General features: G+C 70.2%; 14 protein-coding genes and 1 pseudogene. 6 read left to right on the top strand and 9 right to left on the bottom strand.

Annotation, left to right across the window (positions count from 1 at the left end):
• Positions 1-100 precede the first annotated feature (100 nt).
• Entirely contained in the window at positions 101-1,849 is a 1,749-nt protein-coding gene (locus tag HNR16_RS07055; protein WP_158040253.1) for an L-aspartate oxidase, read from the bottom strand.
• A gap of 94 nt (positions 1,850-1,943) precedes the next feature.
• On the opposite strand from HNR16_RS07055, the gene HNR16_RS07050 reads away from it, so the two are divergent.
• The 3 genes and pseudogenes from HNR16_RS07050 (at position 1,944) to HNR16_RS18175 (ending at position 3,731) form a co-directional block, all read left to right on the top strand.
• Entirely contained in the window at positions 1,944-2,915 is a 972-nt protein-coding gene (locus HNR16_RS07050) for a LysR family transcriptional regulator (protein WP_158040254.1), read from the top strand.
• Positions 2,916-2,938: 23 nt separating this feature from the next.
• Positions 2,939-3,148: pseudogene (locus HNR16_RS18995) on the top strand (MerR family transcriptional regulator); the annotation flags it as partial.
• Between the two features lie 139 nt (positions 3,149-3,287).
• Positions 3,288-3,731 (top strand): TipAS antibiotic-recognition domain-containing protein, encoded by a 444-nt coding sequence (locus HNR16_RS18175; protein ID WP_244960704.1) that lies wholly within the window; start codon positions 3,288-3,290, stop codon positions 3,729-3,731.
• A gap of 7 nt (positions 3,732-3,738) precedes the next feature.
• On the opposite strand, the gene HNR16_RS07040 is transcribed toward HNR16_RS18175, so the two are convergent.
• From HNR16_RS07040 to sufB, 7 genes are all read right to left on the bottom strand, one after another.
• Positions 3,739-4,818, bottom strand: coding sequence for an NADH:flavin oxidoreductase/NADH oxidase (locus HNR16_RS07040; protein WP_158040255.1), 1,080 nt, complete (start codon positions 4,816-4,818; stop codon positions 3,739-3,741).
• 71 nt (positions 4,819-4,889) lie between these two features.
• Complete coding sequence (locus HNR16_RS07035) at positions 4,890-6,188, bottom strand: dicarboxylate/amino acid:cation symporter (RefSeq protein ID WP_158040256.1); 1,299 nt, start codon at positions 6,186-6,188, stop codon at positions 4,890-4,892.
• A gap of 234 nt (positions 6,189-6,422) precedes the next feature.
• Positions 6,423-6,755 carry a metal-sulfur cluster assembly factor gene (locus tag HNR16_RS07030; RefSeq protein WP_158040257.1) on the bottom strand — a complete coding sequence of 111 codons (333 nt, stop codon included), beginning with the start codon at positions 6,753-6,755 and terminating at the stop codon, positions 6,423-6,425.
• A 9-nt stretch (positions 6,756-6,764) separates the two neighbouring features.
• The gene (gene sufC / locus HNR16_RS07025; RefSeq protein WP_158040258.1) at positions 6,765-7,532 is read right to left on the bottom strand and encodes a Fe-S cluster assembly ATPase SufC; all 768 of its coding nucleotides are present in this window, start codon (positions 7,530-7,532) and stop codon (positions 6,765-6,767) included.
• Between the two features lie 3 nt (positions 7,533-7,535).
• The gene (locus HNR16_RS07020) at positions 7,536-7,868 is read right to left on the bottom strand and encodes a non-heme iron oxygenase ferredoxin subunit (RefSeq protein ID WP_158040259.1); all 333 of its coding nucleotides are present in this window, start codon (positions 7,866-7,868) and stop codon (positions 7,536-7,538) included.
• Positions 7,865-9,070, bottom strand: a complete 1,206-nt coding sequence (gene sufD, locus HNR16_RS07015) for a Fe-S cluster assembly protein SufD (protein WP_158040260.1) — start codon at positions 9,068-9,070, stop codon at positions 7,865-7,867. The genes HNR16_RS07020 and sufD overlap by 4 nt, the downstream gene beginning before the upstream one ends.
• A 1-nt stretch (position 9,071) precedes the next feature.
• Positions 9,072-10,490 carry a Fe-S cluster assembly protein SufB gene (sufB, locus tag HNR16_RS07010; RefSeq protein ID WP_158040261.1) on the bottom strand — a complete coding sequence of 473 codons (1,419 nt, stop codon included), beginning with the start codon at positions 10,488-10,490 and terminating at the stop codon, positions 9,072-9,074.
• A gap of 238 nt (positions 10,491-10,728) precedes the next feature.
• On the opposite strand from sufB, the gene HNR16_RS07005 reads away from it, so the two are divergent.
• Positions 10,729-11,757, top strand: coding sequence for a COX15/CtaA family protein (locus tag HNR16_RS07005; protein WP_225737826.1), 1,029 nt, complete (start codon positions 10,729-10,731; stop codon positions 11,755-11,757).
• Positions 11,758-12,162: 405 nt separating this feature from the next.
• Here the strand turns inward: HNR16_RS07005 and HNR16_RS07000 are convergent, their stop codons facing one another.
• Positions 12,163-13,086: a heme o synthase gene (locus tag HNR16_RS07000; RefSeq protein ID WP_225737832.1), complete on the bottom strand. Its 924-nt coding sequence runs from the start codon at positions 13,084-13,086 to the stop codon at positions 12,163-12,165.
• 407 nt (positions 13,087-13,493) lie between these two features.
• Between HNR16_RS07000 and tkt the strand changes: the two genes are divergently transcribed.
• Positions 13,494-15,587 (top strand): transketolase, encoded by a 2,094-nt coding sequence (gene tkt, locus HNR16_RS06995; protein WP_158040263.1) that lies wholly within the window; start codon positions 13,494-13,496, stop codon positions 15,585-15,587.
• A 25-nt stretch (positions 15,588-15,612) separates the two neighbouring features.
• Positions 15,613-16,731, top strand: coding sequence for a transaldolase (tal, locus tag HNR16_RS06990; protein WP_158040264.1), 1,119 nt, complete (start codon positions 15,613-15,615; stop codon positions 16,729-16,731).
• The last annotated feature ends 100 nt before the right edge of the window (positions 16,732-16,831 follow it).

Raw genomic sequence — 16,831 nt, 5'->3', positions numbered from 1 at the left:
GCCGACGCGCACGAACCGGCCTCCGACGGGCCGGCAGCGGCAACCCGCTGCCGCCGGTGGGCGGCGGAACCCCGGGACCCGCCGCCCACCGTTTCGCCGACTACTCGACGAGCTTGCCGACGGGTGAGTCGTCGGCCGCCTCGCTCGCGAGGTCCCGGAACGACTCGGGCGCCTCGGGGAGCGGCTCGAACGTCACGCCCTCCTCGCGCGTCCAGACCATGTTGCCGCGCAGCGACTCGTCGATCTCGGGGAAGTCCGAGCGGTTGTGGCAACCGCGCGTCTCCGTGCGTGCGATCGCCGACTCGAGCGTCGCGCGGGCGGCGAGGAGCGAGCCCTGCAGATCGAAGGTGTGCGCGAGATCGTCGAAGCCGGCGATGTCGGGGTGCGCCGTGACGTGGCGGGCGCGCTCCTCGAGCGCGTCGAGCTCACGCAGGCCGGCCTCGAGGCCGTCACCGGAGCGCACGACGCCCGCGTGCTTCGACATGACGTTGCGCAGCTCGCGCTGCAGGCGACGCGGGCTCTCGAGCCCGTCACCCGCGAGGAAGCCCTGCATCTCGGCGCGAGCCTCGTCCACCGCGGCCGGATCGCGCCGGACGTGCTCGAGGTTCGTCGCGTACTCGGCAGCGATCTCGCCCGTGATGCGGCCGTAGACCATGAGCTCGATGAGCGAGTTGCCGCCGAGTCGGTTCGCGCCGTGCAGGCCGCTCGATGCCTCGCCGATCGCGTAGAGCCCGTCGACACCTGTGCCGTGGTCGTCGGCGCGCACCCACACGCCACCCATCGAGTAGTGCGCCGTGGGCGCGATCTCGATCGCCTGCTCGGTGATGTCGAGCATCTGCAACTCGATGAGCGAACGGTAGACGCGCGGGAGCTTCTCGAAGATCGTCTCGCGCGGCAGGTGGGACACGTCGAGGTAGACGCCGCCCTTCGGCGTGCCGCGCCCCTCCGCGATCTCCGTGTAGCCGGCGAGCGCGACGCGGTCGCGCGTCGAGAGCTCCATGCGCTCGGCGTCGTAGCGCTCCATGTAGCGCTCGCCCAGGGCGTTGCGGAGGATGCCGCCCTCGCCGCGAGCGGCCTCGGACACGAGGGTTCCGGCCGCGTCGTCGGGCTCGAGGAGCCCCGAGGGGTGGAACTGCACGAGCTCCGCGTCGCGGATGCGGCCGCCCGCGAGGGCCGCGAGGCGGAACGAGTCGCCCGTGTTCTCGTCGCGTCGCGACGAGGTGTGACGCCAGATGCGCGTGTGACCGCCCGCGGCGAGGATGACGGCGTCGGCGTGGATGACGACGGGCGAGCCGTCGACGATGTCGAAGCCGCAGGCACCGAAGACGCGACCGTCGGCGACGAGGATGCGCGTGATGTAGACGGTGTCGATGACGGGCACGTCGAGCTCCGTCGCACGACGGACGAGGGTGCGCTGCATCTGGAGGCCCGTGTAGTCGCCCGCGTAGGCGGTGCGGCGGTACTTGTGGGCGCCGAAGAAGCGCTGGCTGATGCGGCCGTCCGCCTCGCGCGCGAAGGGCATGCCCCAGCGCTCGAGGTCCTCGATGCCGCGGGCCGCGTTCTTGGTGACCGTCTCGACGATCGCCGGGTCGGCGAGGAAGTAGGACTCGCGGAGGGTGTCGGCGGCGTGCTGCTGCCAGCTGTCCTCGGGGTCCATCGTGCCGAGGGCGGCGTTGATGCCGCCCGCCGCGAGGGTCGTGTGCGCGTCGTGCTTGCGGCGCTTGCCGACCGCGAGGACCTCGACGCCGCGTTCCGCGAGCTCGATGGCGGCGCGCAACCCTGCGCCACCCGTTCCGATGACGAGGACGGACGTCGCGATCCGTCGTTCTGAGGTGTGCGTTGTGCTCATGCGCACGAGGTTAGGCAGACCTCATGTCGAATGGCCAATGCATGATTCCTGTCCGATCCATAGCCGTAGGCTATGCAAGGACGGAAGGGCGACGATGCGATTCGAACAGTTGCGCGGATTCACGACGGTGGCGAGGCTCGGCAGTTTCACGCGAGCGGCCGACGAGCTCTTCCTCGCCCAGCCGTCGCTCAGCAGACAGATCGCCACGCTGGAGGCCGAGCTCGGCGCGGAGCTCTTCCATCGCTCGCGTGGCGGGGCGACCCTCTCGCCTGCCGGGGAGGCGCTCCTCCCCCTCGCCCGGCGCATGCTCGCCGACGAGGAGACGGCGAGGCGTGAGATCGCCGCGTTCGCGGGGCTCGATCGCGGTCGCGTGCGGCTCGGCGCGACGCCGACGCTCTGCGTGAGCCTCGTCGCCGAGGTGCTGCGCGCGTTCCACGACGCGCATCCGGGGATCGAGCTGCACCTGTCCGAGGCGGGATCCCGTCGGCTCGTGGAACAGCTCGACGAGGGGGAACTCGATCTCGCGCTCGTCGTCACGGGGCGTGCCGGGGCGCAGCTGCCCGCCTCGACGGAGCGGACGCCGCTGCTCACGGAGGAGCTCGTCGTCGTCCGCGCCGCGACGCGCGCGGGCGCTGCCGATCCGCGCGGCTACACGCTCGCGGAGCTCGCGCGCGAGCCGCAGATCGTGTTCGGCCCGGGCTACGACCTGCGCGCCGCGACGGATGCGGCCTACCGCGAGGCGGGACTGACGCCCGAGGTCGCGGTCGAGGGGGCGGAGATGGATGCCGTGCTGCGGTTCGTCGAGCGCGGTGTCGGCGTCGCGGTCGTGCCCGCCATGGTGTTGCTCGACAGACCCTCGCTCCGTGCCGATCGGCTCGTGGCCCCGACGCTGACGCGGACCGTGAGTCTCGCGAGACGGACCGACGTCCGTGCGTCGGCCGCGGTCGAGGCGATGGTGCGTGCCGTCGTCGACGCCGTCGGAGTGCTCACGGCACCCGGCACCGAGCTCGCGCGACTCGTCGCGGCCGTGCCGCGTCGGTCGCCCGAGGACTTGCACCTCACGTGACGTCAGGTCGTATCGTCGCCGACATGAACGAGGAAGAGGGATTCGCGATCGGCGACGTCGCCGCATCGGCCGGTGTGTCGGTGCGGACGCTGCACCACTACGACGCGATCGGACTCGTCCGCCCGAGCGGTCGAACGGCCTCGGGGCACCGCCGGTACGCGGCGACCGACGTCGACCGGCTCGCGCGGGTGCTCGGGTACCGGGAGCTCGGGCTCCCCCTCGAACGCATCCGCGCGGTCCTCGACCATCCCGCGACCGACGAGATCGCGCAACTCGAGGAGCAGCGCGAGCTCCTGCAGGGCCGAGTGGTGCGACTCTCACGCATCATCGCGGCCATCGACACGACACTGGAGGCGGCGATGACAGGAACGACTGGGCTCACCCCCGCGGAGAAACTGGCGGTGTTCGGCGAGTTCGATCCCGACGAACACGTCGACGAGGCGCGATCGCGGTGGGGGGGACTCCCCCGCCTGGCGCAGCTCGCGCGGGCGGGTCGCACGCTACACGGCCGACGACTGGACGCGCATCACGGCCGAGGAGTCCGCGATCCGGCTCGCGTTCGCGACGGCCATGCACGACGGGCGCCCCGCCGACTCGGACGAGGCGACCGCGGACGCGGAGCGAGCCCGACGCCACATCGACGAGACCTACTACGCGTGCGACCACGAGTTCCACCGTCGCCTCGGTGACCTCTACGTCGCGGATCCGCGCTTCGCGGCGGGCTACGAGGAGGTCGCCGGCGGGCTCGCGGCGTACGTGCGTGACGCGATCCACGCGAACGCCGACCGGTCCGCGAGCGATTCCGCCACGGCCTGAGTCTCGCTCAGCCCTGCCGGTACGCGGCTCGCTCGTACTGCGGCACCCACGGGACGCTGTCGCCGAGCTCGTGGGCGACACGCTGCGGCAGATGCGGGTCGCGGAGGTGCTCCCGGCCGACGAACACGGCGTCCGCGGCGCCCGACGCGAGCACCTCCTCCATCTGCGCACCCGTGGTGAGCAGGCCGACGGCGGTGACGGGCACGTCGGCACCATCCCGGACGGCGCGCGCGAGCGGCACCTGGTAGCCGGGCGCGAGCTCGGGGATCCGTTGACGCGGGTCGAGTCCCCCGCCCGAGACGTCGACGAGGTCGACGCCCGCCTCGCGCAGCCACGAGGCGATCCTGACGGTGTCGTCCACATCGAGACCACCCGGCACCCAATCGGTCGCCGAGACCCTGGCGAACAGCGGGACGCTCGGGCCGATCTCGTCGCGCACGGCCCGGGCGATCTCGATCGCGAGCCGGGCCCGCCCCGCGGCATCGCCCCCGTAGCCGTCCTCGCGGACGTTCGAGAGCGGTGAGAGGAACTGGTGCACGAGGTAGCCGTGCGCGAAGTGGAGCTCGACGACGTCGAACCCCGCGTCGACCGCCCGCCCGGCGGCGGCACGCCACGCCGCGACGAGCGCCGGGAGTTCGTCCTCACCGAGGGCGCGGGGGGCCGCGAGCCCGTCGAACGCGAGCGGCGAGGGGGCGACCGTGGGCCAGCCGCCGTCGTCGATCGGCACGCTGCCGCGGCCCCGCCACGGCACCTCGGTCGACGCCTTCCGGCCGGCGTGGCCGAGTTGGATGCCGATGCGTGCACCCTGCTCGTGGGCGAACGCGACGATCGGACGCCAGGCCTCGCGCTGCGCGTCCGACCAGATGCCCGTGCACGCGGGCGAGATGCGTCCCTCCGGGACGACGGCCGTCTTCTCGGTCACGACGAGCGCGGCCCCGCCGGTCGCGAACGATCCGTAGTGCACGAGATGCCAGGCGCCGGGGACCCCGTCGACGGCCGAGTACTGGCACATCGGCGAGACCCAGAGCCGGTGACGGAACGTCGTGCCGCGAAGATCGAACGGGGTGAACAGGTGCGTCGCGGTCATGCACCGATTCTGCCGCGGTGCGCGCCGGCTCGTCGGCCGCGCGTCACCGTGTGACGGCGAATCTGGACGCGTCACTCGGTGGCGTCCGCGCGCTCGATCCGTTCCGCGAGGGCCTCGACCTCGCTCGTGTCGACCGTGACCCGCTTCGTGCCGTCGTAGACCTCGCGGTCGAGGTCACCGCAGCCCGTCGCGACGAGCATCGCCACGAACGTGTCACCGTTCACGTTGAGGAACGTGCGGAAGATGCCGGCGAACCAGTCGACCGCGATGAGGAGCCCGACGGCCTCGAACGGCAGACCGAGCGAGGTCGCGAGGAACATCGCGACGACGGGGAAGCCGCCGGGCACCGTGATCGTGCCCATGTTCAGCAGGATCGCGAGCGCCATCCCGAGCACGATGCTCCGGGGGTCGAGGACGATGTCGCCGGACTGCGCGAGGAACATGACGACGATCATGTAGTTCAGCACGGCCCCGTACGAGCCCATCGTGAGGCCGATCGACAGTGTGAAGTTCGCGACGGGGCGGCCGACGCCGATGCGCTCGATCGCCGTTCGTAGCACGGTCGGGAACGTGACCGCCGAACTCGTCGTCGTGATCGCGATCATCGTCTGGTCCCAGAGCTTCGCCGGCAGCTTGGCCGGGTTGAGGCCCGTCCGGAGCCACACCACGAGCACGAACAGGGCGAAGAGGACGACGACACCGAGGAGCGTCGCGCCGAGGTACTTCAGGGCGCTCGTCACGACGGAGAATCCGACCGTGCCGGCGAGGTTCGCGAGCAGACAGAACACGCCGACGGGCGCGACGACCATGATGAAGCGGATCATCGTGAGCACGATCTGTTGGAGCTGCTCGCAGAAGTCGAGCACGAGCCGATTGCCGGTCTTCGCGATGTACGCGTGGAGTGCGCCGCCGAACAGCAGCGAGAAGACGATGATCGGCACCATCGTCGCGGTCGACATCGCATCGAAGATGTTCGTCGTGACGAATCCGAGGATCGTGTCCTGCCAGCCCGTCGGCTCCGCGACCGACTCCTCGAGTGCGGGATCCGTCGCGCCGGAGAAGTCGATGCCGGCACCGGGCCGGACGACGACGCTGATCACCCACGCGAGGAGCGCCGCGACGATCGAGAAGCCGATCATCCACGCGAACGTGCGGCCCGCCATGCGGCCCATCCCCGTGCCACTCATCGCGCCCGTCGCGACGATGACCGAGCTCATGACGAGCGGCACGATGGCCATCTGGATGAGTCGGATGAACAGATCGCCGACGAACTTCAGGTTGCCGGCCCACTCCCCCACGATCAGGCCGACGACGATACCGAGGACGGCGGCGGTGCCGATCTGGACCGCCGGGTTCTTCAGGAGTTTCATGTGGGCTCCCCGCTCGCGATTCCCGCGTCACGTGCGCGAGCGGGCTTGCCCGAACATAGGGGCGTGGGGAGCTCGGGACGAGGGGGAACGGCGTGACCGTAACGCAGGGTTTACGCGGGCAGCGAGTGCGAAACAGGACGGTCACACGAGCGGGCGGCGACGCCCGTACCGGGCGCGTCCGCGGACGACGACGGGCCCGGCCGCTTCCCCGCGGCCGGGCCCGTCACGTCGGCGTCAGATGTTGAACCCGAGGGCCCGCATCATCTCCCGACCGTCGTCGGTGATCTTCTCGGGGCCCCACGGCGGCATCCAGACCCAGTTGATCTGGAACTGGTCGACGTGTCCCTCGAGGGCCCTCGCCGTCTCCTCCTCGATGACGTCCGTGAGGGGACAGCCGGCCGAGGTGAGCGTCATCGAGATGACGAGTGCGTCGAGCTCGTCCTCCCAGTTGAGGTCGTAGATCAGGCCGAGGTCGACGATGTTGACCCCCAGCTCGGGGTCGACGACGTCCTTGAGTGCCTCTTCGAGCTCGTCGTAGCGAGTCGGGTCGAGTGAGGTGAGCGCCATGGGGGCAGCCTACGCGTCCGCCTGCGTGGCGGCCAGGTAGCGGTCGTAGCCCTCGTCCTCGAGCCGGTCGGCGAGCTCGGGGCCACCCTGGTCGCGCACCTTGCCGTTCACGAACACGTGCACGAAGTCGGGGCGGATGTAGCGGAGGATGCGTGTGTAGTGCGTGATGAGCAGGACGCCGAGGCCCGTCTCGTCCTTCACACGGTTCACGCCCTCCGAGACGATGCGCAGCGCGTCGACGTCGAGGCCCGAGTCGGTCTCGTCGAGGATCGCGAACTTCGGGCGCAGCAGCTCGAGCTGGAGGATCTCGTTGCGCTTCTTCTCGCCGCCCGAGAATCCCTCGTTGACGTTGCGCTCCGAGAAGGACGGGTCCATGCGGAGCTTCTCCATCGCCGCACGCATCTCCTTCAGCCACGGACGGAGGGCCGGGGCCTCGCCGTCGATGGCGGTCTTCGAGGTGCGCAGGAAGTTCGAGACCGTGACGCCCGGGATCTCGACGGGGTACTGCATCGCGAGGAAGAGCCCGGCCTTCGCGCGCTCGTCGACCGACATCTCGAGGACGTCCTCGCCGTCGAGCGTGATCGAACCGCCGACGACGTCGTACTTCGGGTGGCCGGCGATCGTGTAGGCGAGCGTCGACTTGCCCGAGCCGTTCGGGCCCATGACGGCGTGGACCTCGCCCTGGTTGATGGTGAGATCGACGCCGCGGAGGATCTCTCGCGTGCCCTGGTCGGTCTCCACGTTCACATGGAGGTCGGTGATCTGCAGCGTGGACATGTTCTAGTTCTTCTCCTCGAACGTCGGAGTGGGGTCGATGTAGATGTCGCCGTCCTCGACCTTGATGCCGTAGACGGGAACCGGCTCGTACGCCGGCAGGGTGAGGGGCCAGCCCGTGCGGAGCGAGAACTTCGAACCGTGGGCCCAGCATTCCAGTGTGTCGTCCTCGACGAAGCCCTCGCTCAGCGAGATGTCGCCGTGGGTGCACGTGTCACCGATCGCGAAGACCTGCCCGGCCGAGTCCCGCACGACGGCGATGGGCCGTCCGTCGATCTCGACGCGATGCGGGGTGTCGACCTGCACGTCCTCGGCGGGACACACACGGACGAAGGTCATCCACGGCTCCCGAGCAGGAGCTCGTTGGTGGAGCGGTTGAGTTCTTCCTCGAGCACGTCGCGCAGACGGTCCTCGAGCTCCTCGTGACCGATCTCGCGGACGATCTCGTTGAGGAAGCCGAAGACGACCATGCGCCGTGCCGTGGCCTCGGAGATGCCGCGGGCCATGAGGTAGAACAGTTGCTCGTCGTCGAACCGCCCCGTCGCCGAGGCGTGCCCGGCCCCCTCGATGTTGCCGGTCTCGATCTCGAGATTGGGCACCGAGTCGGCGCGTGCGCCGTCCGAGAGGATGAGGTTGCGGTTCTGCTCGTAGCTGTCGGTGCCGTCGGCGGTCTGCTGGATGAGGACGTCGCCGATCCACACGCCGTGTGCACCCGTGCCCTGCAGCGCGCCCTTGTAGTTGACGCGGCTGCGGGTGTTGGGGGCGACGTGGTCGATGAAGACCTGCTGCTCGAGGTGCTGCCCCGCGTCCGCGAAGTAGAGCCCGAACAGTTCGCCGTCCGCACCGCGGCCCCGGAGGTGCGCGGTCGGGTTGAGGCGCACGATCGCGCCGCCGAAGGAGACGACGATGTGCTTGAGGTACGCGTCGCGGCCGACGTTCGCGATGTGGTTCGCGAGGTGGACCGCGTCGTCGTCCCACTCCTGCAGCGTGACGACGGTCACGTTCGCGCCGTCGCCGACGAGGAGTTCGACGTTCTCCGACAGGCGGGCTGCGCCGGTGTGACGGAGGATGAGGAGCGCGCGCGTCCCCGGGGCCACGTCGATGATCGTGTGGGCGGCGCGCGGCGTCGCCCCGAAGCCCGTGCGGTCGACGACGGCGACCTTCTCGTCCTCGCCGCTCACCTCGATGAGCGTCGCGCCGGACGCGGTCGAGAACGCGCGAGCGGCCGCCTTGTCCTCGGGCTCCCCCGTCGAGCCGAAGCGCGCGTCGCTCCGCTCGACCCAGGAGATCGAGACCCCGTCGACGCCGGGGGCCGACGGGTCGATGCGGCTGCCGTCGAGCTCGCCGTCGATGAGGTCGGTGAACTTCGAGACCGGCGTGTACCGCCACTCGACCTCGCGACCGGTGACGGGTGCGAAGGCGTCGGGATCGGTCGAGCGGAACCGCTCGGAGCGTGCCTGGACGGGCACGAACCCGGCCTGGTCCGAGGTCGGCTGGATGCGAGCGGGTGCCTGCTGGTCCGTGGGTGCGGGCGTGGTCAATCTAACCGACCGATCCTTCCATGCTCATCTCGATGAGCTTGTTGAGTTCCAGGGCGTACTCCATCGGCAGCTCGCGCGCGATCGGCTCGATGAAGCCGCGCACGATCATCGCCATCGCCTCGGTCTCGGGCAGACCGCGGCTCATGAGGTAGAACAGCTGCTCCTCCGAGACCTTCGTGACGGTCGCCTCGTGGCCGAGCTGCACGTCGTCGACGCGGATGTCGATCGCCGGGTACGTGTCGGACCGCGAGATCGTGTCGACGAGGAGCGCGTCGCACACGACGCTGTTCGACGAGTGGTGCGCGTTCGCGTCGACCCGGACCTCACCGCGGTACCCCGCACGGCCGCCGCCGCGGGCGATCGACTTCGAGGTGATCGCGGACTGGGTGTAGGGCGCCGAGTGGATCATCTTCGCGCCGGCGTCCTGGTGCTGGCCGGGGCCCGCGAACGCGACCGACATGGTCTCGCCCTTCGCGTGCTCGCCCATGAGGTAGATCGACGGGTACTTCATCGTCACCTTCGAGCCGATGTTGCCGTCGACCCACTCCATGGTGGCGCCGGCCTCGGCGATCGCCCGCTTCGTGACGAGGTTGTACACGTTGTTCGACCAGTTCTGGATCGTCGTGTAGCGAACGCGCGCGTTCTTCTTCACGATGATCTCGACGACCGCCGAGTGCAGCGAGTCCGACTTGTAGATCGGGGCCGTGCAGCCCTCGATGTAGTGGACGTAGCTGTCCTCGTCGGCGATGATGAGCGTCCGCTCGAACTGGCCCATGTTCTCGGTGTTGATGCGGAAGTAGGCCTGCAGCGGGATCTCGACGTGCACACCCTTCGGCACGTACACGAACGAGCCGCCCGACCACACGGCGGTGTTGAGCGCCGCGAACTTGTTGTCACCGGCGGGGATGACCGTGCCGAAGTACTCCTCGAAGAACTCCGGGTGCTCCTTGAGCGCCGTGTCGGTGTCCATGAAGATGACACCCTGGCGCTCGAGCTCCTCGTTGATCTGGTGGTAGACCACCTCGGACTCGTACTGCGCGGCGACGCCCGCGACGAGGCGCTGGCGCTCCGCCTCCGGGATGCCGAGCTTCTCGTACGTCGCCTTGATGTCGTCCGGCAGGTCGTCCCACGTCTGCGCCTGCTGCTCGGTGGAGCGCACGAAGTACTTGATGTTGTCGAAGTCGATTCCCGACAGGTCGGCACCCCACGAGGGCATCGGCTTGCGGTCGAACATCTTGTAGCCCTTGAGCCGCGTCTTGAGCATCCATTCGGGCTCGGACTTCAGCTGGGAGATGTCGGTGACCACGGCCTCGTCGATACCTCTGCGCGCCGATGCGCCCGCGGTGTCGGAATCGCTCCAGCCGAACTCGTAGCGGCCGAGGCCTTCGAGCTCGGGTCGATCGATCAGGACATCTGACATGTCAACCTCATTTCTGTTCGACTCGGCACCCAGCGAAGCGACGAGCCTGTTCGTGCTCTCGCGATCGTCGGCGTCGATCCGTCTCGTAGACTTGAACGACGGATGGGGGCCTCGTGTTCCCGCGCACCGCCCGATCGGCGGACCCACACAGGGCAGCGGGAGACGTCTCCAGCTTACGCCACATCCCCCGCCCCGGTGAATCGCGCCGGGGCGAGCCGGGCACCGACGAAAGGCGATCGTGAACCTCGCAACGGCACCGTCCAAGACACCGTCCCGAACCGGTTCGGGGGGCGGCACGTTCCGGGACCGCCTCCGCGCGATCCGGGCGCTGCTCATGCCGACGACGGTCGGACGCTACGCGCGGGTCATGGCGTGGATCTCGGTCGTCGCCCAATCGGGCATCGTGACGACGGGCGGGCTCGTGCGCCTCACGGGCTCGGGGCTCGGTTGCCCGACGTGGCCGATGTGCACGGCCGACTCGTTCGTGCCGACGCCCGAGATGGGGATCCACGGCATCATCGAGTGGGGCAATCGGACACTCACGGGCGTCGTCTGCATCGTCGCGCTGCTCACCTTCCTCGCGGTCCTGCGCACCGCGCCCTCGATGCGCCTCGCTCGCCCCGCCCTCGCGGTCGGTCTCCTGACGATCCTGCAGGCGATCGTCGGCGGTCTCACCGTGCTCCTCCAGCTCCACCCGAACGCGGTCGGCGTCCACTTCCTCATCTCGGCGCTCATCGTGTCGATCGCCGCACTGTTGCTCGTGCGCGTGTACCGCGCCGAGCCCGTCCCGCCGGTCCGTCTCCTGCCCGGCACGCGCGGTGACCGGCTCGCGTTCGCGATCGCCGTCGCGACGGTCGCCATGACGTGGGTCACGGTCTACGTCGGTTCACTCACGACGGGTTCGGGGCCCCACGCGGGTGATGCCGCCGCCGAGCGGAACGGCCTCGACCCGCAGTTCATGCAGCACGCGCACTCGATCCCGGCATACGTGCTGCTCGGCCTCGCGATCCTGCTCGTGATCGTGACGGGGGTGCGCGCCATGCCGAGTGCGCGGCGAGCGGCGATCGGGTTCCTCGCGCTCGTCGTCCTCCAGGCGGTCGTCGGCATCTGGCAGTCCCGCACTGGTCTGCCGATCGTGCTCGTGTCGGTGCACATGACGCTCAGCATGGTGTCGATCGCGACCGTGACGGTCGCGCTCGTCCTCGTTCGGCGCACGGCGTCGCTGCGACAGGCCGAGGTGTCGGACCCCGAGCGGGTCGAGGGGTAGGAGCTCCGCGGCGGCGCACCTCGCGCAGCGTGACGACCGCTCCCGGCGGTCACGAACGGTTCGCCCGTGACCGTTCGACGGTCGGTGGAATGGTCGTCCGCGAGCCGCTCGCGTTCGACGCGGCCGACGTTCGAGCGTGGACGGCGTGGCCCCGCGTGGGCCCGGGGTCCCCCGGCGCCGATGCGCCTCGAGATGTCGAGGGACCGTTCGGGCGGACGGGCCGACACCGGCGATCATCGTCGGATGTCCGCACCGTGCCGACCGTCGGTCGGGACCGCGGCACCCACCGTGTCCGTGTGTCGACGTGGGCGCCGACGACGGTGCGGTGCAGTCCGGTCCGGCACGGCGGGCCCGTACCGCAGGCGCGAGTGAGGTCCCGCAGTGCAGCCGCTCGGCGCGCGGTGCTCAGCCGATGATCGGGAGCGGAACGAGCGGGTCGATGCCGACGGCGAGGAACAGCAGCGTGAGGTACGTGATCGAGAGGTGGAAGACGCGCATCGGCTTGGGGTCGCGGCCGGAGATCGTGCGTGCGTAGAGCACGTGCGACTCCCACACGAACCAGCCGCCCGCGAGCACGGCCACGGTCGTGTACACCCAGCCCATCGGCGCGACGGGGACGAGCAGCAGCGAGCACATGACCGTCGCCCACGCGTAGAGCACCGTCTGGAGGCTCACGCTCGTCTCGCCCTCGGTCACCGAGAGCATCGGCACGCCGGCGGCGTCGTAGTCCTCGCGGTACTTGACCGAGAGCGGCCAGTAGTGCGCGGGCGTCCACAGGAAGATGACCATGAAGAGGATGAACGGCTCCCACGAGAGCGAGTTCGTCACGCCGGCCCAGCCGATGAGCACGGGCATGCAGCCGGCGACGCCGCCCCAGACGATGTTCTGCTCCGTCCGGCGCTTCAGGATGAGCGTGTAGAGCACGACGTAGAGCAGGATCGCGCCGACGGCGAGTGCCGCCGTGAGCGGATTGGCGACGAGCCAGAGCACCGCGGTCGCGATGACGCCGAGGACGTAGGCGAACACGAGCGCCTCGCGGTCCGAGAGCTCGCCCGTCACGAGCGGACGGTTCTCCGTGCGCTTCATGAGGCGGTCGATGTCGCGGTCGATGTAGCAGTTGAACGCGTTCGCGCTGCCGGCCGCGAGTGCTCCGCCGAAGACGACGCCGGCCAGCAGCCACAGGTCGGGGATGCCGCGCTGGGCGAGGATCATGGTGGGCGCCGTCGTGACGAGCAGCAGCTCGATGATGCGTGGCTTCGTGAGCGCGATGTACGCGCGAAGACGGCGTGCTGCACGCGGACGTTCGACGGCGCGGTGAGTCCCGAGCACTTCATCTACCGACAACCGAAAACCGTCCCGTCCTGTACTCGTAGGCTCCCCCGATCCTACTCCATCCGCTCCGCGCATCGGGCTCGCCCGCCCGTCGATCGGCTCGACGTCGTCGCTGCGCTCGAGTGGGTCCTCCGGTGAGCCGTGTCGTGTTCGGCACAGTGCACACGGTCGTCGTGCGCCTCGTCACCGGAGGACCCGAGGGTGCATCCACTGCGTGCGCGTGGAGGGACTGGGCCCGGCAGGACATTCCTGCCGGGCCCTTTCGCATCCACTGCGTGCGCGTGGAGGGACTACTCAAGCGTTTCGTCGGTGAAGTCCCACGCGCGCATCCACTGCGTGCGCGTGGAGGGACTGGCACTACGCTTGGCCTCGATCCATGTCGGTCGAACCTCGAAGGATGCAGCGTGACTGGAATTCACTGGTCGGAGTCGGATGCACGGGCCGCGGACACGGCGCGCCTGTTGGCGGCGGATGCCGTCGAGAAGGCGAAGGGCGGCCACCCGGGCACGGCGATGAGCCTGGCGCCCGTCGCGACGCTCCTGTATCAGCACGTCTTGCGCGTCGATCCCTCGGACCCGCACTGGATCGGTCGCGACCGGTTCATCCTGTCGGCGGGCCACTCGTCGCTCACGCAGTACACGCAGCTGTTCCTCGGCGGCTTCGGCCTCGAGCTCGAGGACCTCGAGCAGCTCCGCCAGTGGGGCTCGAAGACGCCCGGGCACCCCGAGTACGGCCACACGGACCACGTCGAGATGACGACCGGCCCGCTCGGTCAGGGCCTCGCGTCGGCCGTCGGCTTCGCGTACGCGCAGCGCTACGAGCGCGGTCTGTTCGACCCCGAGGCGCCCGCGGGCGAGAGCCCCTTCGACCACTACACGTACGTCATCGCCGGCGACGGCGACCTGCAGGAGGGCGTGACGAGCGAGGCGTCCTCGCTCGCCGGGCACCAGGAGCTCGGTTCGCTCATCGCGATCTACGACTCGAACCGCATCTCGATCGAGGACGACACCGACGTCGCGTTCACGGAGGACGTCGCCGAGCGGTACCGGGCCTACGGCTGGCAGGTGCTCGAGGTCGACTGGCTCGGCGGTGGCGAGTACCACGAGGACGTCCCCGCGCTCGCCGCGGCGATCGAGGAGGGCAAGGCGGAGCGTTCGCGCCCGACCCTCATCATCCTCAAGACCATCATCGGCTGGCCGAGCCCGACGAAGCAGAACACGGGCGACATCCACGGCTCGGCGCTCGGCGCCGACGAACTGCGCGCCGTCAAGGAGCTCCTGGGCGCCGACCCGGAGGCCACCTTCCAGGTCGCCCCCGAGGTGCTCGAGTACACGCGCTCGCTCGGTGCCCGCGCCGCCGAGGCGCACGCCGAATGGCAGCGTGGGTTCGACGCGTGGGCCGAGGCCAACCCCGAGCGCAAGGCACTGCTCGACCGCCTCGAGGCACGGGCGCTCCCGGAGGGGCTCGCCGACGTGCTCCCCGACTTCGACGGCCTCGCGAAGGTCTCGACCCGCAAGGCGTCCGGGCAGGCGATCGCCGCCCTCGCCGAGCAGCTCCCCGAGCTGTGGGGCGGCTCGGCCGACCTCGCGGGGTCGAACAACACGACGATCCCCGGTGCGCCGTCGTTCATCCCGGCCGAGCACTCCACGTCGAAGTGGAAGGGCGACCCCTACGGCCGCGTGCTGCACTTCGGCATCCGCGAGCACGCGATGGGCGCCATCCTCAACGGCATCACGCTGCACGGCCCGACGCGCGCGTTCGGTGGCACGTTCCTCATCTTCAGCGACTACATGCGTCCGCCCGTGCGTCTCGCGGCACTCATGAACATCCCGTCGATCTTCGTCTGGACGCACGACTCCATCGCGCTGGGCGGCGACGGGCCGACCCACCAGCCGGTCGAGACGCTCACGGCGCTCCGCGCGATCCCGAACCTCGCGATCGTGCGTCCGGCCGACGGTCCGGAGACCGCGGCCGCCTGGCTCGAGACGCTCCGCCGCCACGGCGGGCCCGTCGGGCTCGTACTCTCGCGCCAGGACCTGCCCGTGCTCGAGCGCGGCGAGGGCGAGGGCACGGCGACGACCCTCGGCTCCGCCGAGCTGACCGCGCGTGGCGCCTACATCCTGGCCGACGCCGAGGGCGGCGCACCCGAGCTCCTGCTCCTCGCGACCGGCTCCGAGGTGCAGTACGCGCTCGAGGCGCGCGAGCGCCTGCAGGCCGAGGGCACGCCGACGCGCGTCGTCTCGGTGCCGAGCTTCGAGTGGTTCGCCGAGCAGGACGACGCGTACCGCGAGCACGTGCTCCCCGCCGCCGTCACGGCGCGCGTGAGCGTCGAGGCGGGCCTCGCGCTCACGTGGGCACCGTTCCTCGGTCTCCGCGGTCGCAGCGTGAGCGTCGAGACCTTCGGCGCCTCCGCCGACGGCGACGTGCTGTACGAGCACTACGGCATCACGGCCGACGCCGTGGTCGAGGCGGCACACGCCTCGCTCGCCGCCGAATGACCCACCCCATCAACGTGAGGAACGCATGACCGAGACACCCACGAAGGCACTCTCCGAGCAGGGCGTCAGCATCTGGCTGGACGACCTCTCCCGCGACCGGCTCCAGTCCGGCACGCTCGCCGCGCTCATCGACTCGAAGGACGTCGTCGGCGTGACCACCAACCCCACGATCTTCGCTGGCGCGCTCGCCAAGGGCACGACCTACGGGGCGCAGCTCGCCGAGCTCGCCGCCGCGGGCACGGACGTGGACGAGGCGATCTTCACGATCACGACGGACGACGTGCGTGACGCGTGCGACGTGTTCGCGCCCGTGTTCGAGCGGACGAACGGCGTCGACGGTCGCGTCTCGATCGAGGTCTCGCCCACGCTCGCGCGTGACACGCAGGCCACGATCGACGAGGCGAAGCGTCTGTGGGCGACGGTCGACCGGCCGAACGCGCTCATCAAGATCCCCGCCACGGCCGAGGGGCTCCCGGCGATCACCGAGGTCATCGCCTCGGGCATCAGCGTGAACGTGACGCTCATCTTCTCGCTCGACCGCTACCGCGAGGTCATCAACGCCTACCTGACCGGGCTCGAGCTCGCGCGCGAGCGCGGGAACGCGCTCGCGAACATCCACTCGGTCGCGTCGTTCTTCGTGTCGCGCGTGGACGTCGAGGTCGACAAGCGTCTCGACGCGCTCGACACGCCCCGTGCGGCCGAGCTGCGCTCGAAGGCCGCGCTCGCGAACGCCCGCCTCGCCTACCAGGTGTTCGAGGAGGCGTTCGGCAGCGAGCGTGCGACGCTCCTCGTCGCCGAGGGTGCGAACCGTCAGCGTCCCCTGTGGGCGTCGACCGGTGTCAAGGACCCGGCGCTTCCCGACACGCTCTACGTGACCGAGCTCGTCGCGCCGGAGACCGTCAACACGATGCCGGAGAAGACGCTCGACGCGCTCGCCGACCACGGCGTCGTGACCGGGAACACGATCGAGGGCACCGCGCACGACGCGAACCAGCTGCTCGACGACCTCGCCGAGCTCGGCATCGACTACGACGACGTCGTGGGCGTGCTCGAGACGGAGGGTGTCGACAAGTTCATCGTCTCGTGGGAGGAACTCCGCGACACGGTTCGCACCGGCCTCGACGAGGCGCGCGCGACGGCCTAGGGGCCCAGCGAGCCCGCCGGGACCGATCGGTCCCGGCGGGCCACGCGCGGCACGGCCGCGCGCACAGCGAGCGCCCGAGCGGCGCAGCCAGGCCATCGAC

It is taken from the genome of Pseudoclavibacter chungangensis, assembly GCF_013410545.1.
GTDB lineage: Bacteria > Actinomycetota > Actinomycetes > Actinomycetales > Microbacteriaceae > Pseudoclavibacter > Pseudoclavibacter chungangensis.
This window is presented reverse-complemented; position numbering and strand designations above follow the sequence as displayed.